At 70.0% G+C, this 26,080-nt stretch carries 30 protein-coding genes and 2 tRNA genes; 16 read left to right on the top strand and 16 right to left on the bottom strand.

Translation table 11 applies throughout. From position 1 onward, the window contains the following. Positions 1-3 precede the first annotated feature (3 nt). From lnt to ACIGEP_RS04780, 6 genes are read right to left on the bottom strand one after another with little or no spacing between them, the layout of a single operon-like run. On the bottom strand, positions 4-1,557 hold the full coding sequence (gene lnt, locus ACIGEP_RS04805; protein WP_396660471.1) for an apolipoprotein N-acyltransferase: 1,554 nt from the start codon (positions 1,555-1,557) through the stop codon (positions 4-6). A 48-nt stretch (positions 1,558-1,605) separates the two neighbouring features. Next, positions 1,606-2,136 (bottom strand): gamma carbonic anhydrase family protein, encoded by a 531-nt coding sequence (locus tag ACIGEP_RS04800; protein ID WP_396660470.1) that lies wholly within the window; start codon positions 2,134-2,136, stop codon positions 1,606-1,608. An 11-nt stretch (positions 2,137-2,147) separates the two neighbouring features. Beyond that, entirely contained in the window at positions 2,148-3,650 is a 1,503-nt protein-coding gene (locus tag ACIGEP_RS04795; RefSeq protein WP_396660469.1) for an amidohydrolase, read from the bottom strand. Then, positions 3,647-4,300 carry an FMN-binding negative transcriptional regulator gene (locus ACIGEP_RS04790; protein ID WP_396660468.1) on the bottom strand — a complete coding sequence of 218 codons (654 nt, stop codon included), beginning with the start codon at positions 4,298-4,300 and terminating at the stop codon, positions 3,647-3,649. The genes ACIGEP_RS04795 and ACIGEP_RS04790 overlap by 4 nt, the downstream gene beginning before the upstream one ends. 22 nt (positions 4,301-4,322) lie before the next feature. Then, entirely contained in the window at positions 4,323-5,315 is a 993-nt protein-coding gene (locus ACIGEP_RS04785) for an Fpg/Nei family DNA glycosylase (RefSeq protein WP_396660467.1), read from the bottom strand. Then, entirely contained in the window at positions 5,315-5,851 is a 537-nt protein-coding gene (locus ACIGEP_RS04780) for a ribose-5-phosphate isomerase (protein WP_396660466.1), read from the bottom strand. The genes ACIGEP_RS04785 and ACIGEP_RS04780 overlap by 1 nt, the downstream gene beginning before the upstream one ends. A gap of 124 nt (positions 5,852-5,975) precedes the next feature. Here ACIGEP_RS04780 and pepN point away from each other — a divergent pair, with 124 nt between their 5' ends. From pepN to ACIGEP_RS04745, 7 genes are all read left to right on the top strand, one after another. Then, positions 5,976-8,525: an aminopeptidase N gene (gene pepN / locus ACIGEP_RS04775; RefSeq protein ID WP_396660465.1), complete on the top strand. Its 2,550-nt coding sequence runs from the start codon at positions 5,976-5,978 to the stop codon at positions 8,523-8,525. A gap of 104 nt (positions 8,526-8,629) precedes the next feature. Further along, positions 8,630-9,544: an ABC transporter ATP-binding protein gene (locus ACIGEP_RS04770; RefSeq protein ID WP_396660464.1), complete on the top strand. Its 915-nt coding sequence runs from the start codon at positions 8,630-8,632 to the stop codon at positions 9,542-9,544. Further along, entirely contained in the window at positions 9,541-10,359 is an 819-nt protein-coding gene (locus ACIGEP_RS04765) for an ABC transporter permease (protein ID WP_396660463.1), read from the top strand. Before ACIGEP_RS04770 ends, ACIGEP_RS04765 begins: the two co-directional genes overlap by 4 nt. Positions 10,360-10,368: 9 nt before the next feature. Then, positions 10,369-11,616, top strand: coding sequence for a sensor histidine kinase (locus ACIGEP_RS04760; protein ID WP_396660462.1), 1,248 nt, complete (start codon positions 10,369-10,371; stop codon positions 11,614-11,616). Next, entirely contained in the window at positions 11,613-12,275 is a 663-nt protein-coding gene (locus ACIGEP_RS04755) for a response regulator (protein ID WP_396660461.1), read from the top strand. Before ACIGEP_RS04760 ends, ACIGEP_RS04755 begins: the two co-directional genes overlap by 4 nt. A gap of 45 nt (positions 12,276-12,320) precedes the next feature. After that, positions 12,321-13,385: a mechanosensitive ion channel family protein gene (locus tag ACIGEP_RS04750; RefSeq protein ID WP_396660460.1), complete on the top strand. Its 1,065-nt coding sequence runs from the start codon at positions 12,321-12,323 to the stop codon at positions 13,383-13,385. Then, complete coding sequence (locus ACIGEP_RS04745; protein ID WP_396660459.1) at positions 13,382-13,831, top strand: globin; 450 nt, start codon at positions 13,382-13,384, stop codon at positions 13,829-13,831. The genes ACIGEP_RS04750 and ACIGEP_RS04745 overlap by 4 nt, the downstream gene beginning before the upstream one ends. 6 nt (positions 13,832-13,837) lie before the next feature. Here ACIGEP_RS04745 and ACIGEP_RS04740 read toward each other — a convergent pair whose 3' ends face one another. Continuing rightward, positions 13,838-14,512 carry a hypothetical protein gene (locus ACIGEP_RS04740; RefSeq protein WP_396660458.1) on the bottom strand — a complete coding sequence of 225 codons (675 nt, stop codon included), beginning with the start codon at positions 14,510-14,512 and terminating at the stop codon, positions 13,838-13,840. A 53-nt stretch (positions 14,513-14,565) separates the two neighbouring features. On the opposite strand from ACIGEP_RS04740, the gene ACIGEP_RS04735 reads away from it, so the two are divergent. Beyond that, the gene (locus tag ACIGEP_RS04735) at positions 14,566-15,441 is read left to right on the top strand and encodes an acyl-CoA thioesterase (RefSeq protein ID WP_396660457.1); all 876 of its coding nucleotides are present in this window, start codon (positions 14,566-14,568) and stop codon (positions 15,439-15,441) included. Between the two features lie 6 nt (positions 15,442-15,447). Here the strand turns inward: ACIGEP_RS04735 and ACIGEP_RS04730 are convergent, their stop codons facing one another. From ACIGEP_RS04730 to msrA, 5 genes are all read right to left on the bottom strand, one after another. Beyond that, positions 15,448-15,927, bottom strand: coding sequence for an acyl-CoA thioesterase (locus ACIGEP_RS04730; RefSeq protein ID WP_396660456.1), 480 nt, complete (start codon positions 15,925-15,927; stop codon positions 15,448-15,450). Then, on the bottom strand, positions 15,920-17,599 hold the full coding sequence (gene ettA / locus ACIGEP_RS04725; protein ID WP_396660455.1) for an energy-dependent translational throttle protein EttA: 1,680 nt from the start codon (positions 17,597-17,599) through the stop codon (positions 15,920-15,922). The genes ACIGEP_RS04730 and ettA overlap by 8 nt, the downstream gene beginning before the upstream one ends. 51 nt (positions 17,600-17,650) lie before the next feature. Beyond that, positions 17,651-18,145, bottom strand: a complete 495-nt coding sequence (locus ACIGEP_RS04720) for a DUF6993 domain-containing protein (RefSeq protein ID WP_396660454.1) — start codon at positions 18,143-18,145, stop codon at positions 17,651-17,653. A 45-nt stretch (positions 18,146-18,190) separates the two neighbouring features. After that, positions 18,191-18,658, bottom strand: coding sequence for a single-stranded DNA-binding protein (locus ACIGEP_RS04715; protein WP_396660453.1), 468 nt, complete (start codon positions 18,656-18,658; stop codon positions 18,191-18,193). A gap of 168 nt (positions 18,659-18,826) precedes the next feature. After that, positions 18,827-19,351 (bottom strand): peptide-methionine (S)-S-oxide reductase MsrA, encoded by a 525-nt coding sequence (msrA, locus tag ACIGEP_RS04710; RefSeq protein WP_396660452.1) that lies wholly within the window; start codon positions 19,349-19,351, stop codon positions 18,827-18,829. A 122-nt stretch (positions 19,352-19,473) separates the two neighbouring features. Here msrA and ACIGEP_RS04705 point away from each other — a divergent pair, with 122 nt between their 5' ends. After that, entirely contained in the window at positions 19,474-19,719 is a 246-nt protein-coding gene (locus ACIGEP_RS04705; RefSeq protein WP_396660451.1) for a hypothetical protein, read from the top strand. Positions 19,720-19,724: 5 nt separating this feature from the next. Here the strand turns inward: ACIGEP_RS04705 and ACIGEP_RS04700 are convergent, their stop codons facing one another. Next, positions 19,725-21,149 (bottom strand): PLP-dependent aminotransferase family protein, encoded by a 1,425-nt coding sequence (locus ACIGEP_RS04700; protein WP_396660450.1) that lies wholly within the window; start codon positions 21,147-21,149, stop codon positions 19,725-19,727. A 60-nt stretch (positions 21,150-21,209) separates the two neighbouring features. On the opposite strand from ACIGEP_RS04700, the gene ACIGEP_RS04695 reads away from it, so the two are divergent. From ACIGEP_RS04695 to ACIGEP_RS04665, 7 genes are all read left to right on the top strand, one after another. Beyond that, positions 21,210-21,818, top strand: a complete 609-nt coding sequence (locus ACIGEP_RS04695; RefSeq protein ID WP_396660449.1) for a YitT family protein — start codon at positions 21,210-21,212, stop codon at positions 21,816-21,818. Between the two features lie 27 nt (positions 21,819-21,845). Beyond that, positions 21,846-21,918 (top strand) — tRNA-Arg (locus tag ACIGEP_RS04690). A gap of 45 nt (positions 21,919-21,963) precedes the next feature. Continuing rightward, positions 21,964-22,584: an oligoribonuclease gene (orn, locus tag ACIGEP_RS04685; RefSeq protein WP_396660448.1), complete on the top strand. Its 621-nt coding sequence runs from the start codon at positions 21,964-21,966 to the stop codon at positions 22,582-22,584. A 34-nt stretch (positions 22,585-22,618) separates the two neighbouring features. Continuing rightward, a tRNA-His gene (locus ACIGEP_RS04680) sits at positions 22,619-22,694 on the top strand. A gap of 34 nt (positions 22,695-22,728) precedes the next feature. Beyond that, positions 22,729-23,070, top strand: a complete 342-nt coding sequence (locus ACIGEP_RS04675) for a metallopeptidase family protein (protein WP_396661017.1) — start codon at positions 22,729-22,731, stop codon at positions 23,068-23,070. Then, positions 23,061-23,363, top strand: coding sequence for an ATP-dependent Clp protease adapter ClpS (gene clpS / locus ACIGEP_RS04670; protein ID WP_396660447.1), 303 nt, complete (start codon positions 23,061-23,063; stop codon positions 23,361-23,363). Before ACIGEP_RS04675 ends, clpS begins: the two co-directional genes overlap by 10 nt. Next, positions 23,360-23,848: a DUF2017 family protein gene (locus tag ACIGEP_RS04665; protein WP_396660446.1), complete on the top strand. Its 489-nt coding sequence runs from the start codon at positions 23,360-23,362 to the stop codon at positions 23,846-23,848. Before clpS ends, ACIGEP_RS04665 begins: the two co-directional genes overlap by 4 nt. A gap of 7 nt (positions 23,849-23,855) precedes the next feature. On the opposite strand, the gene ACIGEP_RS04660 is transcribed toward ACIGEP_RS04665, so the two are convergent. The 3 genes from ACIGEP_RS04660 to dinB are packed head-to-tail and all read right to left on the bottom strand — an operon-like array spanning position 23,856 to position 26,045. Then, positions 23,856-24,431 carry a hypothetical protein gene (locus tag ACIGEP_RS04660; protein WP_396660445.1) on the bottom strand — a complete coding sequence of 192 codons (576 nt, stop codon included), beginning with the start codon at positions 24,429-24,431 and terminating at the stop codon, positions 23,856-23,858. Then, a complete protein-coding gene (locus ACIGEP_RS04655) occupies positions 24,415-24,732 on the bottom strand; it encodes a hypothetical protein (RefSeq protein WP_396660444.1) in 318 nt (105 codons plus the stop codon). The genes ACIGEP_RS04660 and ACIGEP_RS04655 overlap by 17 nt, the downstream gene beginning before the upstream one ends. Before the next feature lie 56 nt (positions 24,733-24,788). Further along, complete coding sequence (gene dinB, locus ACIGEP_RS04650; protein WP_396660443.1) at positions 24,789-26,045, bottom strand: DNA polymerase IV; 1,257 nt, start codon at positions 26,043-26,045, stop codon at positions 24,789-24,791. Between the last annotated feature and the right edge of the window lie 35 nt (positions 26,046-26,080).

The following is a 26,080-nucleotide window of genomic DNA, read 5'->3' as shown; positions in this document are numbered from 1 at the left end:
CCCTCACACTTCAGCGGCGCCGTCCTTCGCGGGCGGCGCCGCTTTCGTGCGCCTCCGGACGAGCAGTCCCAACGCAGCGAGGAGGGGAAGCGCCGACCAGCCGAGCACCCACTGCACCGCGGGCCCCAGGACGACGGCGGGTGTGAGACCGGTGCGCAACGGCACATCCACGAGAAGTGCTCCCGCTGTGTCGGCGGCCAGTCCATCGATGACCGAACCGTCCGGGGCGATCACCTGACTGGTCCCGACGGTGGAGATGTTGACGACCGCGCGACCGGTCTCGATGGCGCGCATACGGGCGAAGCCGAGCTGTTGCAGGTTCTCGTCGGTGCCGCGGAAATCGGCGTTGTTGGTCTGGAACATGTAGACCTCCGCGCCGTCCCGCGCGCCCTCCCAGATGACGTCGTCGTAGATCACATCGAAACAGATGGCGAGACCGACGCCGACCCCGTTCACGTCGAAGAAGGGCGGGTTCGTTCCGGGGGTGTACTCGCGCTGGATCAGCCCGATCAGATCGGGGGCGAGAGCCTCGAAGAACCACCGATCGGGCACGTACTCCCCCATCGGAACCGGGTGGGTCTTGTCGTGCAGGGCCAGTGGGTTGTCCGCACCGGCCTGCCAGAGCATGGAGGTGTTGTAGACCTTCTCGCCGCGCTCGGTTGCGGCGTTCACGAGAAGGGGAGCGTCTACCTGCGCCGAGAGGTCGTCAAGCGCATCGGCGATGGACGCATTGTTGATCGGATCGGCGTCGACTCCCCCCTCCGGCCAGAGGAGGACGTCGAGATCCTGACCCACGAGAGGCTGTGTGGCGGCGAGCTGCGCACGGAAGACGTCGTACGCCTCGCGACGGTCGAAGTACCCGGACGGGCCGTTGCCCTGGACCGCGCCGACACGCATCGTGCCGGCATCCGTCGTCGGGAACTGCGGTACGAGAACGAGCAGGGCCGCTGCGACGGCCGCCGGCGCGATGAGCCGCACGCGGCGCCACACCCTGAGCCGAACGGCCTCGATGACCGCGGCGGTGAGGAACACCATCACGAAGCTCAGACCGCTCACCCCGAGCCACGACGCGAGTTCGGCGAGAGGGCCGTCGGACTGGCTCATGCCGAGCCGCGCCCACGGGAAGCCTGTGTAGGGCCAGGATCCCATGAACTGTTCGCGGGCCGTCCAGGCCGCCGCGACGAGAGCAGGAAGGGCCGTGACGCGGGCCCACGGGCCGGGGAGCAGTCGCGGGAGCCAGCGGTACGACAGCGTGATGATGATGGCCCCCACCGCGCTCAGCACCGTTTCGACGCCCGTGAGGGCGAACCACGGCACGACACCCAGGTAACGCGTGATCCACGCGATGTGAAGCAGGTAGAAGGTCGCAGCGAAGACGGCGCCGACCAGGACGGCGCCCCAGACGGAGCGTCCGATGAGCGTCACGAGGGTCATCGCCGCGCCGACGAAAGCGAGCGGCCAGATGCCGATGTCGGGGAATGCCATGTCGAGCACGACGCCGCCGGCGACAGCGACGGGCACGGCGAGCCAGAGCGGGAGAACGGGGCGGACGCGCACGGGGGGAAGCCTAGATCAGCCGCGCTATGGCGGGGCTGAGGGCGGGTCTCATGACGCGTCGCCGTGGCGTGCCGAGTGCTCGAGGTAGATCGCGGCGTTGTGAAGGATCCCCGCGCGTTCCTGGTCCGTGAGAGCGCGACGCACCTTGGCGGGCACGCCGGCGACGAGGGAGCCCTCGGGGATGACCGCGCCCTCGAGGACGACCGCTCCCCCGGCGATGAGGCAGCCTGCTCCGATGACGGCGCCGGAGAGGATGACGGAGCCCATGCCCACGAGGGTGCCGTCCCCGATCCGGCAACCGTGGACGACCGCGTTGTGCCCGATGGAGACGTCCTCGCCGACCTCGACCCCGTGCGCGGCGTCCACGTGGACCGCGACGCCGTCCTGGACGTTGCTGCGCGCGCCGATCGAGATGGCGGCGCTGTCACCGCGCAGCACCGCGTTGTACCAGACGCTCGCGCGGTCGCCGAGCGTGACGGCGCCGACCAGTCGTGCGCCGGCCGCGACGAAGGCGGTGTCGGCGACGCGGGGCGCGGCATCCGCGACGGTGAGCAGGGTGGCGTCTTCGGACACAGGCATCGGGGATCTCCTCAGGGGGCGATGTGCGTGAGCCGGCCCGCCACCATCGTCGCGCCCACCCGCGTTCCGCGGAGGGCGGCATCGTCGGCCGTCAGCGGGTCGCGGTCGAGCAGCGCGAGGTCGGCGGTCATCCCGGGCTCGAGAGCGCTGCCGGTGGCGGACCCGCCGACGGTGGATGCCGCCAGCGCGGTCGCCGCGTCGAGACCCTGTTCGGGGCGCCACGCCGGCCGGCCGCCGCGCGTGCGATGGACCGCGGCGGCGATGGCCGCCCAAGGGTCGAGCGGCGACACCGGGGCATCCGACCCGAACAGGAGGTTGGCACCGGAGTCGGCGAGGGCGCGGAGCGGGTAGGGCAACGCGGTCTGCTGCGCCCACACGGAATCCGTCAGATCCCGGTCGTCGACGGCGTGCTCGGGCTGCACGCTCGCACCCACCCCCAACCGCGCGAAACGCGGGATGTCGGCGTGCGCGACGAGCTGCGCGTGCTCGATCGTCCCGGTGGCGCCGGTCATCGCGAACGCGTCCAGCGCGTGGGAGTTGGCGACATCGCCGATCGCGTGGATCGCACACGACAGGCCCGCCCCGGTGGCGCGCACCATGAGCTCCTGCAGCGCGTCTGGTGCGACCGTCAGCATCCCGGTGTTGTGGGGGTCGCCCGGATACGGGTGCGAGCAGGCGGCCGTGCGGGTGCCGAGCGATCCGTCGGTGATGACCTTCAGGGACCCCATCCGCACGAGGCCCCCCGGGTCCACGGCGTCGCCGGTCGACAGCCCGACGGCGATGGCCCGATCGAGGAGGTCGGGGTACACCCCGAACGAGACCCGCAGGCTGTCGAAACCCGCATCGAGACGCCGGGCCCAGGCATCCGCGTTCCACGCCATGTCCAGGTCGACGATGCCGGTGACGCCGCGCCCGGCCGCCCGGTCGAGGGCCTGGCGTACGAACCGGTCCGAGACCGCGGGATCGACGTCGTTCAGCCGGCGGGAGATCTCGAAGGCCGGCTGCTCGCGGAGCACCCCGTCCACCGTCGGCGCGATGGACTCACGGCGGAAGGCGGCGCTGTTGAGCCACACGCTGTGGACGTCGGCATTGATCAGATACGTCGGGATGTCGCCGGTGTGCTCGTCGAGCAGGCGTAGCGAGGGGGCATCCGGCCACAGCGCGTCGCGGAAGCCGGTGCCGATCCGTCGCCCGTCGTCGAGGATGGGGGCGCGACCCATGACGGATGCCGCCTGCACCGCATCCGTCACGTCGCTCAGCGGCGTCCGCTGGGCGACGAGTGCCCACTGGACGGTATGGACGTGGTGGTCCCACAGCCCTGGGACGAGCCACCCACCGGTGCCGTCGACCACGACACCGCGGCGTGGCAGGGCACCCGCCGGAGCGATGTCGTGGATGATCCCGCCGCGCACGTGCACGTCGACCGGGTCGTCACCGAACGGGTCGAGCCGGCCACCGCCGGTCAGCCGGACGCCCGAGACGACGTCGACGTGTTCGCCGCGCGCCCCGGTCACGGCTGCTCCGTCCGCGCCGCACGGATCGCGTCGCGCGCGCGCCGCATCTCGTCGGCCAGACGGGGATCCGCGTAGGGGCTCGCGCCCGCGTCCAGGCGGTCGATGATCGTGTCGACGACCTCGTCGGGCTTGTTCTGGCTCAGTTTGCGTTTCGCCGTCACCTGCGTCGGCGTGAGACGGAAGCCGACGGTGCCGCGCTCGAGGCGTCGGACGAACTCCTCGTCGTTGGGCGCCTGCCACATCCCGCGCGGTGCGGGCTGGCCGGACTCGAAACGGTCCACGAGGCGGTCCAGGACCTCGAGGTTCTCCTCGGCCGAGAGGATCTCGGGCACTCCCCGTAGATGCACGGAGACGAAGTTCCACGTCGGGACGGCCGGTCCGTCGCCGTACCAACCGGGAGAGATGTAGCCGTGAGGTCCCTGGACCACGACGAGGAGCTCCGACTCCCCCAGACCGTGGATGAGATCGTCGGGCCGGCCCACGTGGCCGACGATCGTCAGATCGTCCCGCGTCGGGTCGAGGAGCACGGCGTAGTGCGATGCGACGAGTCCCGATGCGGTGTCGCTGACGATCGTGACCCACGGGTTCTCCGAGATGACGCGACGCAGTTCGACGACATCCGTCATCGTGAAGCTGGGGTTCTGTCTCATCTCAGACGGTCCTCCTCGCCGTTCATGCCTGGCAGCGCGGGCACCAGTACAGCTTCCGCGCGGCCATCTCCTCGAGGACGATTGACGTGCCGCAGACGCGGCAGGGAAGCCCGGCGCGGTGGTAGACCCAGTGCCGGTCGTCGCGATGCGCCATAGCCCGCCGATACGCCTCGGGGTCCAGGTCGTCCATCGTCATCATCTGGCCGGTCTCGACGCCGACGGCGAGCAGCCGCACCCAGTCCCGCCACAGCCCTCGGATCGTCTGCTCGGGTACGTCCCGTCCCGGGGTGTGCGGATTGAGGTTCGCGCGGAACAGCATCTCGGCCCGGTACACGTTGCCGATGCCGCTCACGACCTTCTGATCCATGAGCAATTGACCGATCGGGGTCGGTTTGCGCCGGACGGCGGCGACGAACCGCTCCTCCCCCTCCGCCACGTCGTCGACGAGGGGGTCGGGGCCGAGGGCGGCCACGGTGGCAAGCATCTCCTCCACGGTCTGCAGCTCGCACGCCGTGGGTCCACGGAGGTCCGCACAGGTGGATTCCGTCAGCAGCCGCAGGCGCACCTGCCCGACGACGGGGGGCGGCCACTCGGCATCCGTCTGGTCCGCCAACCCGCGGGTCTGCTCGCTCATCCGGACGGCGCCGCGGGAGCGTCGCGGTGCCCCGATCGAGGACAGGGAGTTCTCGCCCGCGTCGTCGTAGACGGGGTCGATCCCGCGCTGGTTCGTCTGACCCATGCGCCCGTTGGCCGACGCGATCGTGGGATCCAGCAGAATCTCGCCGGCGAAGTCCCACGCGCCGTAGATACCGAGGTGCACGCGCAGCCACACGTCGCCGTCGAACTCGAGGAACATCTGCTTGCCGACCGCGCGCGCCTGCGTCGGCGCCCGTCCGTTCAGGACCGCCGCACCCTCCGCGAACCGGCCCTGCGGGCTGGATGCCGCGACAGCCCGCCCCACGAAGTTGCGGTCGAACTGACGCGCGATGCGGTGAACGGAATGACCCTCGGGCATCAGCCTGCTTCCGGGTCGAAGGTCTCCGACGCGTCGAGCACGTCCGGCTTCACCGCGCGGGGATCGGCTTCCAGCGATCCGTCCGTTTCGTAGGCGGCCAGTTGTGCGATGCGGCGCGCGTGTCGCTCCTCGCCCGAGAACGGGGCCGCGATGAAGCGGTCGATGAAGCCGACGGCCTCGTCGAACGTGTGCTGCCGCGCACCGATCGCGATGACATTGGCATCGTTGTGCTCGCGCGCGAGTTCGGCCGTCGCGATGCTCCACACCAGGGCCGCACGGATGCCGCGGACCTTGTTCGCCGCGATCTGCTCGCCGTTGCCGGACCCGCCGAACACGACACCCAACGTCTGGATGCCGCGGGACTGGTCCTCTGCCACCGCCTGGGCGGCGCGGATGCAGAATGCCGGGTAGTCGTCGAGCGGGTCGTACTCGACGGGACCGTGGTCGACGACGTCGTGACCGGCTTCGGCCAGGTGGTGCTGCAGGCGGGTCGAGAACTCCATGCCCGCGTGGTCGGTCGCGATGTGGATGCGCATGTGACGATTCTAGGGAGGCCGATCCCCCGTTCCGGCGAGGCTTCAGCGTAGGCTGTGACGGTTGCCGTCGGCGCCAGCAGCGCCCGTCCACGGCACCCCACCCTCACCCCTGGGAGACACGAACGTGCCTGGAGAGAACCTCACCCGCATCGAGGCGCAGGAGCGCCGCGCGACTGTCGACACGCATTCGTACGACATCGCCCTCGATCTGACCACCGGTGACGAGGTCTTCGTCTCGCGCAGCGTCATCCGCTTCGCGGCGACCGCCGGAGCGGCGACCTTCGTCGACCTGATCGCCCGCGGCATCCGCGAGATCACGCTCAACGGCCGGTCCCTCGACCCCGCCGCCGTCTACGCCGATTCGCGGATCGCGCTGGACGGGCTGACAGACGAGAACGAACTGATCGTCGTCGCCGACTGCGAGTACACCAACACCGGTGAGGGTCTGCACCGCTTCGTCGATCCGGTCGACGGGGAGGTCTACCTGTACACCCAGTTCGAGGTGCCCGACTCGCGCCGCGTCTTCGCGGTCTTCGAGCAGCCCGACCTGAAGGCGACGTTCCGATTCACGGTGACGGCTCCTGACGCGTGGAAGGTCGTCTCCAACTCCCCCACTCCCGAGCCGGCCCCCGCGGGCGAGGGTCGTGCGACCTGGGCATTCGAGCCGACCCCGCGCATCTCGTCGTACATCACGGCACTCGTGGCCGGTCCCTACGAGCAGGTGTCCTCGGAACTGACGAGCGCGGACGGGCGCACGATCCCCCTCGGCGTCTACGCACGCAAGAGCCTGTGGCAGTACCTCGACGCCGACTACGTCTTCGAGAAGACCCGCCAGGGCTTCGCGTACTTCGAGGACAAGTTCGGCGTCCCCTACCCCTTCGCCAAGTACGACCAGCTCTTCGTCCCGGAGTTCAACGCCGGAGCGATGGAGAACGCCGGCGCGGTCACCTTCACCGAGACGTACGTGTTCCGATCCAAGGTGACCGACGCCGTCAAGGAGCGCCGCGTCGTCACCATCCTCCACGAGCTGGCCCACATGTGGTTCGGCGACCTCGTGACCATGAAGTGGTGGAACGACCTGTGGCTCAACGAGTCATTCGCCGAGTGGGCGTCGACCATCGCGACGGCCGAGGCGACCGAGTGGACCGAGGCGTGGACGACGTTCAACGCCATGGAGAAGACCTGGGCCTACCGGCAGGACCAGCTGCCCTCGACGCACCCCGTCTTCGCCGAGATCAACGACCTTGAGGACGTCCAGGTCAACTTCGACGGCATCACGTACGCCAAGGGCGGATCGGTCCTCAAGCAGCTCGCCGCCTGGGTCGGCATCGAGGCGTTCTTCGCCGGTGTCTCGGCCTACTTCCAGAAGCACGCGTGGGGGAACACCGAGCTGAGCGACCTCCTGGTCGAACTCGAGAGCACGAGCGGGCGCGAACTCACCACGTGGTCGAAGAAGTGGCTCGAGACGGCAGGCGTGAACACCCTGGCGCCCGAGATCCGCGTCGACGGTGACGGCGTGATCACCCGGTTCGCGATCGTGCAGACCGCGCCCGCGGACTACCCCACGATCCGCCCGCACCGGTTGGGTGTCGGCTTCTACACCCTCCAGGGCGAAGAACTCGTCCGGACCCACGACATCGAGCTCGACGTCGACGGCGACCTCACCGAGGTCCCCGACCTCGTCGGCCTCCGGCAGCCGGATCTCGTGCTCCTCAACGACAACGACCTCGCGTACGCCAAGATCCGGCTCGACGAGAAGTCGCTGCGGACCGCGACCGCGCACCTCAGCAAGATCAGCGACCCCCTCGCGCGGTCGCTGGTCTGGGGTGCCGCGTGGGACCAGACCCGCGACGGCGAGGCGTCGGCGACGGAGTACCTCGACCTGGTTCTGCAGAACATCGGCGCCGAGACCGAGTCGACCACCGTCCGCACCACCCTCGCCCAACTTCAGTTGGCCGCCAACTCCTACGTCGCCCCCGATACGCGGGATGCTGCGCGTGAGCGTGTCGCGGAGGGCCTGTGGGCTCTCGCGCAGGGAGCGGAGGCCGGTGGCGACAGCCAGCTGCAGTTCGTCACGGCCTTCTCCTCGGCGGCGTCGACTCCCGCGCAGTGGGAGCGTGTCGCTCAGCTCCGCTCGGGCGCCCTGAAACTCCCCGGGCTCGACATCGACGCGGACCTCTCATGGGCCCTCCTCGTGTCGCTCGCCGCCGGCGGTGCGGTGTCCGCCGCCGAGATCGACGAGGCCCTCGCGTCCGACAACACGGCCAAGGGCGGCGAGTTCGCCGCGCAGGCGCGAGCGGCGCTCCCCTCGGTGGAGGCCAAGCGAGCTGCCTGGGCCTCCCTCGTCGACAGCGCCGAGCTCCCCAACACGGTCGTCCGTTCCGCCGCGGCCGGTTTCGTGCACCCGGCAGGCGTGAGCGCCCTCCGCGAGTTCGTGGGGTCCTACTTCGACATGCTCCTGCCGGTGTGGGAGTCGCGCACCTACCAGATCGCGCAGTACCTGATCGTCGGGCTGTACCCGGCGCCGCTCGCCGACACGGCGCTGCGCGACGCGACGCGCACCTGGCTCGCCGAGCACCGGGACGCCCCCGCCGCCCTGCGCCGCCTCGTGAACGAGAACCTCGCGGGCGTGGAGCGCGCCCTCTCCGTGCAAGAACGGGACCAGCAGGACTGAGTCCGGCTCCATGAGGGGGCGTCGTACCACGGTACGACGCCCCCTCATGGATATCGCCCTCTCGGGGGACGCGCGGCCGCCGCCCGGTCCGTAGCGTCGAAGCCATGATCGTTGCAGAAGGCCTCACGAAGAGGTACGGAGATAAGACAGCCGTCGACGGGATCAGCTTCACCGTCCAACCCGGCAAGGTGACCGGCTTCCTCGGTCCCAACGGCGCCGGCAAGTCGACGACGATGCGGATGATCGTCGGGCTCGACCGGCCGACCGCGGGGCGCGTGACGCTCGACGGCCGGGACTACCAGTCGTTGCGATCCCCGCTGACCGAGGTGGGAATCCTCCTCGACGCCAAGGCGGTGCACACCGGGCGCAGCGCGCGCAATCACCTCCGCGCGATGGCGGCGACCCACGGCATCCCCCGTTCCCGTGTCGACGAGGTGATCGAGATCACCGGCCTCCAGAGCGTCGCGGGCAAACGCGCCGGCGGCTTCTCGCTCGGCATGGGGCAGCGCCTGGGCATCGCCGCCGCCCTTCTCGGCGACCCGCAAACCCTCATCCTCGACGAGCCCGTCAACGGACTCGACCCCGAGGGCGTCCGGTGGGTCCGCCAGTTCGTACGTGCGCAGGCCGCGGAGGGACGCACCGTCCTGCTCTCGAGCCACCTGATGAGCGAGATGTCGCAGACGGCCGACCATGTCATCGTCCTCGGCCGCGGTCGCGTGCTCGCCGACGCGGGCATCGACGAGATCGTCCGTTCGTGGACCCGCTCCACGGTCCACGTGCGGTCCCCGCGCGCTCCCGAGCTCGCCGGCGCGCTGGCAGCCCCGGACGTGACCGTGTCCTCCGGCGCGGACGGCGTGCTCGAGGTGACCGGCCTCTCCGCCGCGGCGATCGGCGACACCGCCGCTCGTGCCGGCATCCCCCTGCACGAACTGACACCGCGCAGCGGCTCACTCGAAGACGCCTACCTCGCCCTCACCGAGGGTGCTGTCGAATACGAAACCAAGGAGGTCGTGCGATGACCACCGTCGCCCCGCCCGCTCACCCGACCCGTGCCGCCGCAGCCGCGAGCACCACGTCGGCACGGCTCTCGTTCGGACGCGTCGTGCGCAGCGAGTTCCTGAAGCTGTTCACCCTGCGCTCGACCTGGTGGACTCTGGCGTTCGCGGCCGCGTTGACGGTGGGACTCGCCGCGCTGATCGCGGGCGCGTCCTCCAGCTTCGGCCCGGGACTGAGCCCGGTGGCGGCCATCACGCTCCCCATCCAGTTCACGATGCTCGTCGCCGGCATCCTCGGTGCGATGGCGATCACCGGTGAGTACTCGACCGGCATGATCCGCTCGACCCTCACCGCGGAGCCCCGCCGGGGGCGCATCCTCCTGGCCAAATCCGTGGTGGTGGCCGCGACCCTGGCTCTGCTCGCCGCCGTGACCACGGTGGTCGCGGGCCTCGTCGTCATGCCCATCCTCGGCGTTGACGCCTACGCCTGGGGCGATGCCAAGGAACTCTGGCTGCCGCTCCTGCTCAGCCTGCTGGCGATGGCCACGTTCGGGTTGTTGGGGCTCGGATGGGGCTTCGTCATCCGCAACGGTGCCGGCGCGATCGCCACGACCGTCGGCGTCCTGTTCGTCCTGCCCATCGTGCTGCAGTTGTTCATGATGTTCGGAGAATCCTGGCAGTGGGTCGTCGACCTCGGCCGCTGGCTGCCGTCCAACGCGACGGCTGCGCTGACCGACCTCGACGGGGCGGACTTCTGGCCCTCGCTCGTCGCCACCATCGTGTGGCCCGTCGGGGCCTTGCTCCTCGGCTGGGGCGTGCTCCGCACCCGCGACGCGTAAGGTCGTCGGGTGATCACCGGAAGCCGTGGCGGAGCCTCTCTCGAGGCCGAGCCGCGGCTTCCGCGTCCCCCCGGTGTCCTCCGGCGTTTCTGGGCCCGCCATCCCGTCCTCGCCGACATCACGATCGCCGGGTTCTGCCTGCTCCTGTCGGTCGCGCCGGTCATCGCCCTCCCTAACCGGGCCTCGGAGGACGGTCGGCTGGATCCCGAGACCTGGGACCGGGTCTGGCCGGTCCTGGCATCGGTCGTCGTCCTGGGCTGCTTCGCGCTGCTCGCTCGCCGCCGGAACCCCGTCGCCGTCTTCACGATCACCGTCGTCGTCGCGGCGGTCTATCTGTTCTCGCCGGTCGCTCTCGGCGGTCCGCTCGTGGGGATCGCGACCTACGCCGTTGCGGTCTACCGCGGGAACCGGACGTGTCTGATCGCCGTCGGCGCCGGCTTCTCCTTCCTGCTCGTCGTGGCGGGAGCTCTCGGCGTCAGCGGCGTCATCGCCGCCGACATCGCCTGGAACGTCCTCATCAGCGAGGCGCTCATGATGGTGATCGGCGGACTCATCGGTGCCAACGTCGGCGGACGCAAGCGCTACGTCGAGGCCCTCATCGCGCACTCGCGTCGGCTGGTCGTCGAGCGCGACCAGCAGACCCAGCTGGCGGCGTCCGCCGAGCGCGAGCGGATCGCCCGCGAACTGCACGACATCGTCGCGCACTCCCTCACCGTGATGGTCGCCCTCGCAGAGGGCGTGGCCGCGTCGAAGGATGCCGCACACTCCCGACCGGGAGCGGAGGCGATCGCCGTGACCGGGCGGGAAGCACTCCGCGACATGCGCGCGACGCTCGGCGTCCTGCGCGACACCGATGCCGCGCCTCTGGCTCCCCTCGCCCGCGACACCACCGACGAAACCGTCGCGTCCGCCCGCGCTGCGGGGTACGAGACGCGCCTGACCGTGACGGGAGAGCCGGACGTGCCGTCCGCGACGCGCCTGGCCGTCTCGCGGATCGTGCAAGAGGGCGTGACCAACGTTCTGCGCCACGCGCGGGCCGCCGCACGCATCGACGTCGAGATCCGGTACGCCGAGGACGGCGTGTCCGTCTCGATCGTCGACGACGGTCGCACTGCGGAAGGCCCGTCCGGCGGCGGATTCGGACTCCGGGGCGTCCGAGAGCGCGTCGAACTCGTTGGCGGGACCGTCACGGCCGGGCCCGGCGAGCCGAGAGGATGGGCGGTGCGTGCATGGCTGCCGCGAAAGGAAGAGGAATGAGCGAGCGACCGATACGCGTGGTGATCGTCGACGACCAGTCCCTCATCCGCCTGGGCTTCCGGATGGTGCTCGAGGCGACCGACGATATCGACGTGGTCGGCGAGGCCGGTGACGGCGAAGCCGGCGTCGAGGCCGTCGCGGCGCTGTCACCCGACGTCGTGCTGATGGATGTGCGGATGCCGGGGATGGACGGCATCGAGGCGACGCGCCGCATCCGTCGCGGCCACCCGGACACCCGGGTGCTCGTGCTGACCACGTTCGACCTGGACGAGTACGCCTTCGGGGCCCTGCGCGCCGGCGCCGGCGGATTCCTGCTGAAGGATGCCGGTCGCGAGGAGCTCGTGGCCGCCGTCCGTGCCGTCGCGGCGGGCGAGGCCACCCTCGCGCCCCGGATCACCCGGCGGATGATCGAACTCGTCACGACGGACGGCGCTCCGGCGCCCCGACCGCACCGCAGCCCGGCGCTGACCGCGCGGGAGCAGGAGGTGCTGGACGCGATGGCGCGTGGGATGACGAACGCGGAGATCTCCGCGGCCCTGTTCCTCGGTGAGTCCACCGTCAAGACCCACGTCGGCCGGATCCTCGCCAAGCTGCCGGCGCGTGACCGCGTCCACGCCGTCCTCATCGCGCACGGGCTTGCCGAGCCCGGCGACGGCTGACGCCCGTTCAGGTCCGTCCGGCCGAGGCTCGATAGGATCGGTGTGATGAACGGAACGGGTGCAGTCGACTGGGAGACCGTCCGCGACGACCTCCTCCGCTTCCTCGTCGAGGCAGGGTGGAACATCCTGTGGGTGGCCGTCACGGTGGTGGTCGCCCTTGCCGCCTCCTGGCTGATGCGACGCCTCATCGCCCGTGTCGTCGACCGCATCGTCACGGGGGCGAAGTCGCGCGCAGCAGCCGAAGACACGCGGGCGATCGACATGTCGCCGCTCGCGCAGGTGCGCATCGTGCAGCGCACGCGGACTCTCGGCTCGATCCTGACGAACATCGTCAACGTCGCCATCGTCATCGTCGCCGTGCTCACGATCGTGTCGATCATCAACTCGAACGTGCTCGGTTCGTTCGCTCTGCTCTCGGCGGCCATCGGCGCCGGCCTCGGCTTCGGGGCGCAGAACATCGTGAAGGACGTCCTCAACGGCATCTTCATCGTCGCCGAGGACCAGATCGGCATCGGCGACGTCGTGGATCTCGGACTCGCGACGGGCATCGTCGAATACGTCAGCGTCCGGGTGACGCACGTCCGCGACGTCAACGGCACGCTCTGGTTCGTCCGCAACGGCGAGATCACCCGCATCGGGAACATGTCGCAGGGATGGGCACGTGTCGTGATCGACGTCGGTGTTCCCGTGGATGCGGACATCGACGCCGTCGAGGACGCCATGCTGACCGCTGCCAAGGACCTCGTGCGCGAACCGAAGTGGCGCACGCGCATCATCGACAAGCCCGAGATCTGGGGGCTGGAGTTGATCGGTGGCGACACGCTCGTGACGCGTCTCGTGCTCAAGACGCGTCCGAACGCGAAGGACGACGTCGCGCGTGCGCTCCGCAAGCGGCTGAAGTCGGCACTCGACACCCTCGGTGTGCCGCTCCCTCAGCTGCAGTCCACACTCCTCGAAGGTGCGGATGCCGTGCAGAGCATCCGTGGCGCGAACCCGCCGAAGACCAAGCCGCAGCAGATCGCGCCCGCGGCGCCGCCGCGGCTGGCATGGCGGCCGAAGAAGCGCGGGCGCACCGACGGGGACGCTCCCGAGGGGAGCGCGGCACCGTGACCGAAGCGGTCAGCTTCTACGACGAGGTCGGGGGCCACGAGGTCTTCCGGCGCATCGTCGACGTGTTCTACCGCGAGGTGGCGGCCGACGACGTTCTCCGGCCGATGTATCCAGAGGAGGACCTCGGGCCTGCGGCCGAGCGGCTGCTGATGTTCCTGGAGCAGTACTGGGGAGGGCCGACGACCTACGGCGAGACCCGCGGGCATCCGCGCCTTCGGATGCGGCACATGCCGTTCCACGTCAATCCGGACGCCCGGGACCGCTGGCTGCGCGCGATGCGCATCGCGGTCGACGAAGCGGGGCTGTCGCCGCTGCACGAGGCGACGCTGTGGGACTACCTGCAGCGCGCGGCCCACGCCATGGTCAACACGTTCGAGCCGACGGGAACCGGGCGGTCGGCGACGCCGCACGGCGGGGCGACGTCGCCGCTCCACTCCGAGTCCTGACCCGGGTCACCGGCCGCCGGTGGTGCGGACAGTCGTCAGTCCGGTCGGATTTCCCGCGCGCACGAGCACGTGGCCGCGGGTGAGCGTGACGCGGGTCCAGGTGCCGGTGCGGAGCACGGCCGCCGCGGCGCCGTCATCCGCGGGGAGGAAACCCAGCGCGTCGGCGGCGAACGCGACACCGGCGATGAGGCCCCCGAGGTCGGCGTCGGGAGTCCCCCAGACCGCCGCCCGAACGGTGCGCACGAGGTCCTCGCCGGGTGACGCCGGCAGTGCGCGCGCAACCGCCTCCACGCCGCGGCGCACCGCGCGCATCAGGTTCTCGACCGGTACCGGCGCGCCCGGGACCCAACCGCTGCGCGGCGGCGATATCCCCGCCCACGCGGCGGACACGCCGCTGTCGGGCAGCGCGACACGGGCGGGATCGTCGCCGGCGCGGAGCGCACCGGCATCCACCACCAGATCGCACGCTAGTTCGGGATCGATGCGCAGGAACCTCATGCCGAGGACCGTGGGGGTGTCCTCGCCGAAGCCCCGCGGCGACAGGGGCGCAGCGGACACGGCGAGCGTGCCGCCCGCTGCACGCAGGCGGACCGCGGGATCGCCGAGACGCGCGGCCCGGCCGGCGAAGGTGAGGAGGTCCGCCGCTGAGCGGGAGTCGGGGAAAACGAGCTGCGCGGCCATCCGACCTAAACTACCAAGCGGGCAGTGCCACCCGCTGTCCGAGAGGGGACGCCGTGGGCGAATCGGGCCACATCGACGGTCTGCTGGCGGTGCTGGATCTGGTCTCGAGCGATGCGCGCACGACCGAGGACATCTTCACGGGCGTGTCGCAGACGATGCCCCTGGGTCGGGGGTTCGGCGGGCAGGTCCTCGCCCAGACGGTCATCGCCGCCGAGCGCACGGTGGGTGACGATCGCGCCGCCCATTCCATGCACGGCTACTTCCTGCGGCCCGGTGACTCGACGCGGGGAATGACCTTCTCGGTGGACCGCATCCACGACGGCCGATCCTTCTCGACCCGCCGCACACAGGCGTTCCAGGAAGGTGTGCCGATCTTCTCGATGATCGCCTCCTTCGAGACGGATGCCACGGGTCTCGAGCACCAGGACACGATGCCGGACGGCATCCCGGGGCCCGACGATCTCTCCGACGACGCCGTCCTCGCGGGCCTGCACCCGATGAGCAAGCGGCACTTCGATCAGAGCCCGATCGAGGTGCGCCACGTCGAGCACCCCATCTACGCGACGGCGGGCGAGCACCGTGTCGCGCGGCAATCCGTCTGGGTGCGTACGCGCGGGGACCTGCCGGACGATCCTCGGCTCCACCGGGCCGCCCTCGCCTACATGAGCGACCTCACGATCCAGGAGTCGGTCCTCCGCGCCCACGGCAGGTCCTGGGCGACACCCGGGCTGAAAGTCGCCAGCCTCGACCACGCGATGTGGTGGCACCGTCCCGCCCGCGTGGACGAGTGGCTGCTCTACGTGCAGCAGTCGCCCAGCGCGCAGGGCGGTCGTGGTCTCGCGACCGGGCGGATCTTCTCCCGTGAGGGAGAGCTGGTCGCGTCGGTCGCCCAGGAGATCATGGTCCGGGTGCCGGCCGACCCCGAGTGAGCGGCGTCAGCGACGTCCGAGCGGTGGAAGGGGGTCGCCCAGGTACGGCTCCCATGCGGCGCGCGTCTCGGGCGACAGGCGCACCGGGCGCCCGGTCCCGGCGTCGACCTGGACGATGACGGTCGATGCCCGGGCGTACAGCGTCCGCGGTTCCTGTCCGGCGGGAGTGAAGACCTCGTAGTGCACCTCGGCGCTCGAGCCGCCGATCTTGCCGAACCACATCTGCACGTCGATCGGCTCGCGCTGATAGGGCACCGGAGCGAGATACTCGATCTCCTGCCGTGCGATCAGGGTCAGCTGAGCCGCACCGTGACTCGCGTCGATGACCGCGGTCGGCACCGCCCGCTCGGTCGCGCCCGGCAACCAGAAGGCACGCACGCGCGCCTCCTCGAGCAGCTTGAGCATCGACGCGTTGTTGACGTGGTTGTACGCGTCGAGGTCTCCCCACCGCAGGTGGATGGGGACGCGGATGCGGGCCTCAGTCACGCGTGAGCTTGCGATACGTCGACTTCGCCGGGTTGGCGGCGTCCGCACCGAGACGCTCGACCTTGTTCGCCTCGTACGCCTCGAAGTTGCCCTCGAACCAGTACCACTGATCGGGCTTCTCGGCGGTGCCCTCGTACGCCAGGATGTGCGTGGCGATGCGGTCGAGGAACCACCGGTCGTGTGTGATCACGACGGCGCAGCCGGGGAATTCCAGCAGAGCGTTCTCGAGCGAGCTCAGCGTCTCGACGTCGAGGTCGTTCGTCGGCTCGTCGAGGAGCAGCAGGTTGCCGCCCTCCTTGAGGGTGAGAGCGAGGTTCAGGCGGTTACGCTCACCACCGGAGAGGACACCGGCCTTCTTCTGCTGGTCCGGTCCCTTGAAACCGAACTTCGAGACATAGGCGCGCGAGGGGATCTCGGTCTTCCCGACCGTGATGATGTCGAGGCCGTCCGAGACGACCTCCCACAGCGTCTTGCTCGGGTCGATGTTCGCGCGGGACTGGTCGACGTAGCTGATCTTGACGGTCTCGCCGATCTTCAGGTCACCGCCGTCGAGGGGCTCGAGACCCACGATGGTCTTGAAGAGCGTCGTCTTTCCGACACCGTTCGGGCCGATGACGCCGACGATGCCGTTCGGGGGCAGGCTGAAGCTGAGGCCGTCGATGAGCGAGCGGTCGCCGAAGCCCTTCTGGAGCTTCTTCGCCTCGATCACGACGTTGCCCAGGCGCGGGCCGGGCGGGATCGTGATCTCCTCGAAGTCGAGCTTGCGCGTGCGCTCCGCCTCGGCAGCCATCTCCTCATAGCGGGCCAGACGCGCCTTCGACTTGGTCTGACGACCCTTGGCGCTCGAGCGTACCCAGTCGAGTTCGTCCTTCAGACGCTTCACGAGCTTGGCGTCCTTCTTGCCCTGGATGTCGAGACGTTCGGCCTTCTTCTCCAGGTAGGTCGAGTAGTTGCCCTCGTAGCCGATCAGGCGACCGCGGTCGACCTCGGCGATCCATTCCGCGACGTTGTCGAGGAAGTATCGGTCGTGGGTGATGGCGATGACGGCACCCTTGTACGCCTGCAGGTGCTGCTCGAGCCACAGCACGCTCTCGGCGTCGAGGTGGTTGGTGGGCTCGTCGAGCAGGAGCAGGTCCGGCTTCTGCAGCAGCAGCTTGGCCAGCGCGACGCGCCGCTTCTCACCACCGGAGAGGGGAGCGATGGCGGCATCGGCCGGGGGCGTCCGGAGCGCGTCCATGGCCTGCGCGAGCTGGGAGTCGAGGTCCCAGCCGTCCGCGGCGTCGATCTCCTCCTGGAGGGTGCCCATCTCGGCCAGGAGGGCGTCGAAGTCCGCATCCGGGTCGGCCATGAGGGCGGAGATCTCGTTGAATCGGTCGAGCTTGGGCTTGATCGCCACGCCGTCCTCGATGTTCTCCAGGACGGTTTTGCTCTCGTCGAGCTCGGGCTCCTGCATGAGGATGCCGACGGAGTATCCCGGCGACAACTTCGCCTCGCCGTTGGAAGGGGTGTCGAGGCCCGCCATGATCTTCAGGATCGTCGACTTACCGGCGCCGTTGGGGCCGACCATGCCGATCTTCGCCCCGGGCAGGAACGCCATCGTGACGTCGTCGAGGATGAGCTTTTCGCCGACCGCCTTGCGGGCACGGACCATGGAGTAGATGTATTCGGCCATAACGCCCCAAGTCTACGCGGGACTCCCCACCGGCGCGGCACCGCCGACCGGTCACCAGTCGATCGAGCGGGTCTCCCCCACGAGACATTCGCCTTCGGGCAGGCCGGGCATCACACGTCCCGTCGGACCCGGCACCGAGGGTCCGACCTGGCCCACGAGGCACTCCTCGCCCACCCGCACCGAGAACTGGATGCTGTCGGCGGGAAGATTCACCGACGTCTCGTCGAAGGTCACCTGCATGGCGTCCTTCGCGAACCCGGCGTCGATGAGGGCGTCGATGTAGTCACGGCCCTTCACCGACTTCGACGCGCTCCAGACGCGCTCCATGGCCGAGGTGAAGTCGGGGAGCAGCGCCTCCGCCGACCCCTCCGGCGGACCCGGCGTTCCCGTCGGTGTCGGGCTCGGCGAGGCCGACGGCGTGGCGACCGCCGACTCGGAAGGTCGCGGCGCGGACTCCGGAGCGCACGCGGCGAGAGACACGGCCACGGCGGGGGCCAGCACGAGGAGGAGCAGGCGGGTTCCCCGCAGGGGCTGGTGTCTGCGCACGCGCCAGAGTCTAGGGCGCACGACCTCCGAGCCCGCTGAATCCGATCAGAACGGCGTGCCCGCCGCCTCCGGCTGCCGGTGGTCCTCTTCGGTGGCATCGGCGGAGTCATCGGCCGGCGCCCATTCCGTGGCCGGCGCATGCGCCTCGTCGCGCGGACGTGACGCGCCGGTGAAGACGGTGGTGCCGAAGGCGAGGTCGTGACCGACGGCAAGGGCGTCGATCTCGGCATCCGTCCCGGACTTCTCGCCCGCCTCCCACCGCTTGATCGCGAGGGTGCCGTGCACCACCACGCGCTGGCCGCGCCGAACCGATGCCGCGACGTGCTCACCCAGCGCACGGAACACCGACACGCGGTACCAGCTCGTCAGCCCGTCGGCCCAGGCACCCGCCTTCGCGTCGTAACGACGATCGGTGCTGGCGACGCGCAGCGACACCACCGGCGTGCCGTCGGGCAGCCGCCGGAACTCGGGGTCCGCGCCGACGTTGCCGACGATCGTGATGTGGTCCTTCATGGCGACTCCTTGAGAGTTCGGGGGCACGATGTGCCCGGTGGATGCTCCGACGCCCGCGTGCCCGGCGGGCATCGGAGCACACCCAGGATGGCGCCCCGCCCGATCGCAGAAACGCCTTGGCCCCCGACCGGTGGAACCGATCGGGGGCCAAGGCGTTGTGGAGGAAGCTCAGCTGCGGGCGTACTCGCCGAACCGCGCCCGGACCTTGTTGACCTTCGGCACCGCCACGGCCAGGCAGTACCCCTGGCCGGGGTTCTTCGCGAAGAAGTCCTGGTGGTAGTCCTCGGCCGGGTACCACTCGGAGAGAGGCTCCATCGTCGTCACGAGTCCGCCGCCCCACCAGTCCGCCGCACGCTCGGCTGCGCGCTCGAACTCCTCGCGCTGCGCGTCGTCGGCGGGGAACATCGCCGAACGGTACTGCGTGCCGATGTCGTTGCCCTGCCGGTTCAGCTGCCGCGGATCGTGCATCGTGAAGAACGCGTCGAGGATTACATCCTTCGGGATGACCTCCTCGTCGAAGGTCACCTTCACTGCCTCGGCATGCCCGGTAGTGCCCGTGCACACCTGCTCGTACGAGGGCGAGGGCACCGAACCCCCGACGTAGCCCGATTCCACCGAGACGACTCCGTCGAGGGCGCGATACGCGGCGTCGAGACACCAGAAGCAGCCTCCGGCGAGCACATAGGTCTGCATGTGAGACCTTCCTTTCACTGTTGGATCGTCACCCGTGACAACGCCCGCGGCATCCGGGCTGTTCCCGGCGGGAGGAGTGTCGGAGGCCGAGCGTACCGTGTGCGACAGGCAGAGGAGGGACCATGACCACCATCGGAACGACGACCGACCAGCGACTGCGGGCATATCGACTGGTGGCCGTTTCGGGCGGGGTCTCGCGCGTGGTCGACGGCTCAGGACGGGTGATCGGACACGTCGCGCAGTCCGGGGACGGCGACGGATGCCGGTACCGGGCACGCCGCTTCCGTGCGACGTCGGGCGGCTTCATCGACTTCGGCGAATTCTGGCATCTCGACGACGCCGTGGCGGCTCTGCACGACTCCCGGTGAGCGGCTCAGACGATCGCCGCGACCGCCTCGCGCTCGTCCACGCGGTGATGCGATGCGCGACCGCTGACCTCCGGCCAGACGCGCGCGAGGACCTCGACGGCCTGGCGGATCTGCTCCGGCGGTGCGGTGAACGGCAGTCGCAGATGCGCGTCGTACCCACCGTCGACCGAGAAGCGCGGGCCCGCCGACAGCAGGACGCCCTCCCTCCGCGCTGCCAGGACCAATCCGCCGCTCCGCGGTGCGTCCAGGCCCACCCACAGCGAGACGCCGCCCCGCGGGATCGGCACGCTCCACGTCGGCACCCTGTCGCGGAGAGCGGCGACGGCCGCATCCCTCCCCCGCCCGAGGAGCTCGGCTCGCTGAGGGAGGATCTCCGGCATCATCCGCATGAGCCGTGTCGCGACGGCCTGCTCGAACTCGGCGGTGCCCAGGTCCCGGCGAGGCCGGGAGGCGACGAGTCGCCGGACGAACGCGCGATCGGCTCGGACCCACCCCACGCGCAGTCCTCCCCAGACCGTCTTGCCGAGCGACCCGATGCGCACGGCCTGCGGGCCGAAGTCGAGCGCGACCGGCTCGACCGCGTCGATCGCGAGCTCCGCCGTCGTCTCATCGATCACGAGGACGGTTCCGACACTCTCCGCGGCGGAACGGATCGTCGCGGCATCCGCGGGGGTCATGGTCCTCCCGGTGGGATTCTGGAACCACGGCATGAGGTACGCCAGCGTGGGCCGTGCGTGTCGGAACGCCTGCACGGCGCGGTCGAGATCCCACCCGTCGTCCACCGTGACCGGAGTGCCGGTGACGCGGGCACCGGTCGCCTTGATCGCCTCGGTGGCGTGCGGGTACGTCGGGGTCTCGAGCAGGGCCGTCGTCCCGGGCCGCAGGAGCGCGGAGGTCACGAGGTGGATCGCGTGCTGGCCGCCGTTGGTCACCAGGATCTCGTCCGGCACGGTCGGGATGCCGCGCGCGGTGTAGCGGTCGGCGATGGCCGTGCGCAGCTCGCTGCTGCCGACGATGTCGTAGCCGGGACGTCCGACGAGGGATGCCGCGTCCGCGCCCACCTCGGCGATGATCCCCGCCAGCCCCGGCCAGGCCGCGGGGCTCGCCTGCTGCAGATCGATCCCCTCACCGTCGTCGAAGACCCGGCCGGTGCCCCGGCGTACCTGGGGCAGGGTGACGCTCCCCGAGCCGCGCGTGCTCTCGATGTGGCCGCTGTCACGGAGGGAGCGGTACGCGGCGGCCACTGTGGCCCGGCTCAGTCCGAGGGTGACGGCGAGCTCGCGCTCGGCCGGGAGGGCGGTATGAGCGGGGATGCGGTTGTCCAGGCAGAGCAGCCGGATACCGTCGGCCAGTGCCTCGTACGTGGGCGTCCGCGTCCGCCAGCCGCCGAGTGCGCCCGCGAGGGTGCGGGCGCCGATACGTGAGTCCATGGTCCACCGATCCGAGATTGGACTGTGTGCAGGAGGCCAATCGTACGCTGGAATGGACTCATGACTCTCCGCCTCGTCCGTCTCGTCGTCGGCCTCGCCCTCTTCGGAATCGGTTGCGCGGTCCTCGTCCAGGCCGGCATCGGTCTCGACCCGTGGACCGTGCTCGCCGAGGGCCTCGCGCTGCAGACCGGGATCGGCATCGGCTGGATCGTCGTCCTCACCGGGGCGCTCGTGCTCCTGGCGTGGATCCCGCTTCGACAGCGGCCCGGCATCGGGACCGTCGCGAACATCCTCCTCGTCGGCACCGTGATGCAGGGTGCGCTGGCGGTCATCCCGCCGGTGGAGAACTACCTCTGGGGAATCGTCGTCTTCCTTCTCGGCATCGCGCTGATCGCCGCGGCATCCGGGATCTATCTGGGGGCTGATCTCGGACCGGGTCCGCGCGACGGACTGATGACGGGGCTGCACGCCCGCCTCGGATGGCCGATCTGGGTCTGCCGGTTCGCGGTCGAGGGCAGCGTGCTGGTCACCGGCTGGTTGCTCGGTGGCACCGTCGGCCTCGGCACGGTTCTGTTCGCGGTGCTGATCGGGCCCGGGGTGCATCTCGCGCTCGGGGTGTCCGCGCGCTGGCGGGCGGTGCGGGTGCGCCGCGCGGCCATCGCAGTCTGAGCGGTAGCCTGGAAGACGAGCATCCTTCCCTCCATAGCTCAGTGGATAGAGCGAGCGGTTTCTACCCGCCAGGTCGGGGGTTCGAATCCTCCTGGAGGGGCTCCGAGTCGCCGTGACCGCGCCGACTCCTGTGGGAGGAGACCACGTGTCCGCTGCGGAGAACGACCGCCTCGTCTGGATCGACTGCGAGATGACGGGGCTCGACCTGTCGGTTGATGAGCTGGTCGAGGTCGCCGTCGTCATCACCGATTTCGACCTTCGGGTCATCGACCCGGGCTTCCAGATCGTGATCAAGCCGGATGACTCGGCGCTCGCCCACATGAACGATTTCGTGACCAAGATGCACGAGAGCTCGGGACTGCTCACCGAGATCCCCCACGGCGTCAGCCTGGCCGACGCAGAGTTCCAGGTCCTCGAGTACATCCAACGCTTCGTTCCAGAGGGCAAGGCGCCGCTCGCCGGCAACACGATCGGCACCGACCGGATGTTCCTCGCCCGCTATATGCCTCGCGTCGACCGCTGGCTGCACTACCGGAACGTGGACGTCTCGAGCGTCAAGGAACTCGCGCGGCGCTGGTACCCGCGCGCATACTTCAATGCCCCCGCGAAGGACGGCGGCCATCGCGCCCTCGCCGACATCCGCGAGAGCATCCGCGAACTCGCCTACTACCGCCAGACCGTTTTCGTCGCCGCTCCCGGGCCGACGACCGACGACGCGCGCAGCGCCGCAGCGGCGACCGTGTCCTCGTTCGCCTCGGGTCTGTAATACACTTGTGTGGTTGCCCGGGAACGGGCACATGGTGGGTATAGCTCAGTTGGTAGAGCACCTGGTTGTGGTCCAGGGGGTCGCGGGTTCGAGTCCCGTTACTCACCCCATGCTTTCCCCTCATGAGGCGCGATCGTGATCGAGATGGATGCCGAGGCGTTCGAAGCCCTGGTGACGTCCGAGCTCGACGCCTTGCCCGATGAGATGGTCGCCGGGCTCGACAACGTCGTGTTCGTGGTCGAGGACCGGCCCGAGGACGGGTCGTTGGATCTTCTCGGCCTCTACGACGGCCTGGCGCTGACCGAGCGCGACCGGTACGGGATGGGCGATCTCCCCGACCGCATCATCGTCTACCGCGAGCCCCACCTGGACGCCTGCGACGACGAGGACCAACTGCGGGACGAGGTCCACACGACCCTCGTTCACGAGATCGCGCACTTCTACGGGATCGACGACACGCGCCTGCACGAGCTCGGATGGGCCTGATGACGAGCATCGCGGACCCGGTACTGGACGAACAGGTGGACCTGCAGGCATCCACCTCCGGCCCGTGGCAGACGGTCGTCTGGAACGACCCGGTCAACCTCATGAGCTACGTCGTGCACGTGTTCCGCGAGTACTTCGGCTTCTCCCGCGAGAAGGCGCATCGCTTGATGCTCGCCGTCCACCACGACGGGCACGCCGTCGTCGCGGAGGGCTCACGCGAGCAGATGAAGCTCCACGCGCAGGCCATGCACGACTACGGACTCTGGGCGACCGTCCGCGAGGCGGGGTCGTGACAGCTGCGCGCGTGACGATGGAGCTGACTCTGCTCGAGGCGGCGCACCTCTCCGATCTCGTCGGCCAGTTCGAAGAGGTGGTGTCCGAGCGCGACGAGAGCGATCCCGCGCTTCGACGCCTCGTTCCGGACGCGTACCGCGACGACGCCGATGCCGCGGGGGAATTCCGACGACTCACGCAGGACGATCTGCTCGAGCGTCGGCTCACGGATGCCGGTGTGGTCCGCGCCTCACTCCGCCACGACGGACGAGACCTCGACCCTGCGGACCTCGACCGCGCCGAGGCCGAGGACGCCCTCGTCGTGGAGATGACACCCGAGATCGCGGGCGCGTGGCTGCGGACCCTCGCCGCGCTGCGGTTGGTCCTCGCCGAGCGCCTCGGCGTCACCGAGGAGGATCAGGGCGGCGACGGAGACCCTCGCTTCGGTGTCTACGAGTGGGTCGGGTACCGGCTCGACGTCCTCGTGCGCGCGCTCGACGGCTGATTCGTCCTCAGGGCAGCGTCACCACGATCTGCGCGATGTCCGTCGGCCGATGTTCGTGCAGGTGTGCACCCTCTTGCGCCGCCCACCGCTCCCAGTGCGGGCGGTAGGTGTCGCCGTCACGACCGAGCGCGCGGGCTTTGCGTGCCGCTTCGGGTGCGTCCAGCCACACCGTGACGTCGGCCAGCCGTGCCGACCCCGGCGTGAGCACCCCGGCACCTTCGACGATCACGATCGATGCGGAGGGCACGGTGGCCTCCCGCCCCGTGGGCCGGTCGGTCGTCCAGTCCCACAGCGTCCACCGCGCGGTCCCACCCTGTCGAAGTGGTCGGAGGACGCGTTCCCGCACGATGTCGGCTCCTGCGCGCAGACCGTCCCACCCCGGGTACACCGCGTCGAGTCGCACCACCACCGCGTCGTCGACGCGTGCCGCCAGGGCATCTGCGAACGTGGACTTTCCGGCGCCCGAGCGGCCGTCGACGAGGACCACGGTGGGTACGGCGACCGCCGCCCGCACCGCATCGAGCGTCCGGTCGACCCCCGCCGCCATCGCGGCCGCGAGCGTCGCGTCAGCGGGTGAGGGCACGGATGACGCGGCTGAGCGCGCGTCCGGCGACCCACACGAACGGGATCCCGACCGCGACGAGCGCCACGAGGTTCGGCTCGAAGCGCAGGTCGTCACCCCTGCGGATGTAGGCCCCGACGGGGATCGCGGCACCGCCGCCGCCGCCGCCTCCGCCGTTCGGGTCCTCCCCCGCGCCGAAGCCCGACCACGTGAGCGCGACGGGGATGAGCCGGATGCCGTCGACGTCCTGCTGTTCGCCGTAGACCGTTGTCACACCGAGTGACGCGAACTGCTTGCCGAGTTCGAGAGGGAGGTTCGCCATGCGTCCACGGTAGCCGGTCGCGTCGCTCCGCACAGGGGCTTGCGCGCCGTCGACTCCTACTCGCTGGCGGGTCGAGGGTTCGTGGGCAGTGCGTTCACGTCGCGCCGGGGGCCGAGAGTGCTCGCCCGGGTGACCGCCCCGCGTCCGAAGCGTGACCGGGCGTCGTCGAGGGCGGCATCCACCCGTCGCCATTCCGCGTCGTCGTCCCATAGCGCCAGGCCTCCGACCCCGTCGCCGGTGAGCTTCTCCCCCCGCACACCGATGAGGCGTATCGGTTGCACGAGGTCGATCTTCGAGAAGAGCTCGAGGGCGACGTCGCCGATCCGCTGGCCGACATTGGTCGGCTCGGGCACGCTGACCGAGCGTGACAGGGTCGTGAAGTCGGAGAATCTCACCTTCACCGCGATCGTCCTCGCCTCCCAGCCGCCCGCGCGCAGCCGCGACGCGACACGATCGGCGAGGCGACGGAACTCGCTGCGCAGCGTCGCGACGTCGGAGACGTCTTCGAGGAAGGTCTCCTCGTGCCCGACGCTCTTCTCCGTGTGATCGGTCTGCACGGAACGCGGATCGATGCCGCGCGCCAGCTGCGACACCCGGGCTCCCATCGCGGGGCCGAGAGCGCGATCGAGGACGCCCCGGGGGGTGTTCAGGATGTCGGACACCATCCGGATGCCGCGGGCTTCGAGAGCCTCGGCCGCCTTCGGTCCCACTCCCCAGAGCGCGCCGACCGGCCGGGCTGCGAGGAACGCCTGGGTGTCGGGTTCGCTGACGATGAGGAGCCCATCCGGCTTGGAGACCGTGGAGGCGATCTTGGCGACGTGCTTCGTCGCCGCGACCCCGATGCTGCAGGTCAGACCGGTCTCTTCGAGGACGCGGCGCCGGACCATCCGGGCGATCTCACCCGGGCTCCCCCACAGCCGTCGCGCGCCGCTCACGTCGAGGAACGCCTCGTCGATCGAGAGCGGTTCCACGAGCGGGGTGACGTCGCGGAAGATGGACATGACCTTCTTCGAGAGCTCGGAGTAGCGCTCGAACCTCGGCACGACGACGATCGCCTGCGGACACAGCTGCAGGGCCTTGCCGACCGACATCGCCGACCGCACGCCGAATCGCCGCGCTTCGTAGGACGCGCTCGAGACGACACCCCGCCCCTCCATTCCCCCCACGATGAGCGGCTTGCCGGCGAGCGACGGGTCGTAGAGGACTTCGACGGACGCGTAGAAGGCGTCCATGTCGACGTGGAGGATGCGGGTGCCGGTGTCGTCTGCGCCGTCGGGCGACACGATGCGCCCCGTCCCGTCACCGCGTCCCATGCCTCCATTGTCGACGATGCCGCCGACACCGCGCC

Source organism: Microbacterium sp. NPDC077663 (assembly GCF_044542795.1).
Classification (GTDB): domain Bacteria; phylum Actinomycetota; class Actinomycetes; order Actinomycetales; family Microbacteriaceae; genus Microbacterium.
Note: the sequence above shows the minus strand (reverse complement) of the source record. Positions and strands in the feature narration are given on the sequence as shown.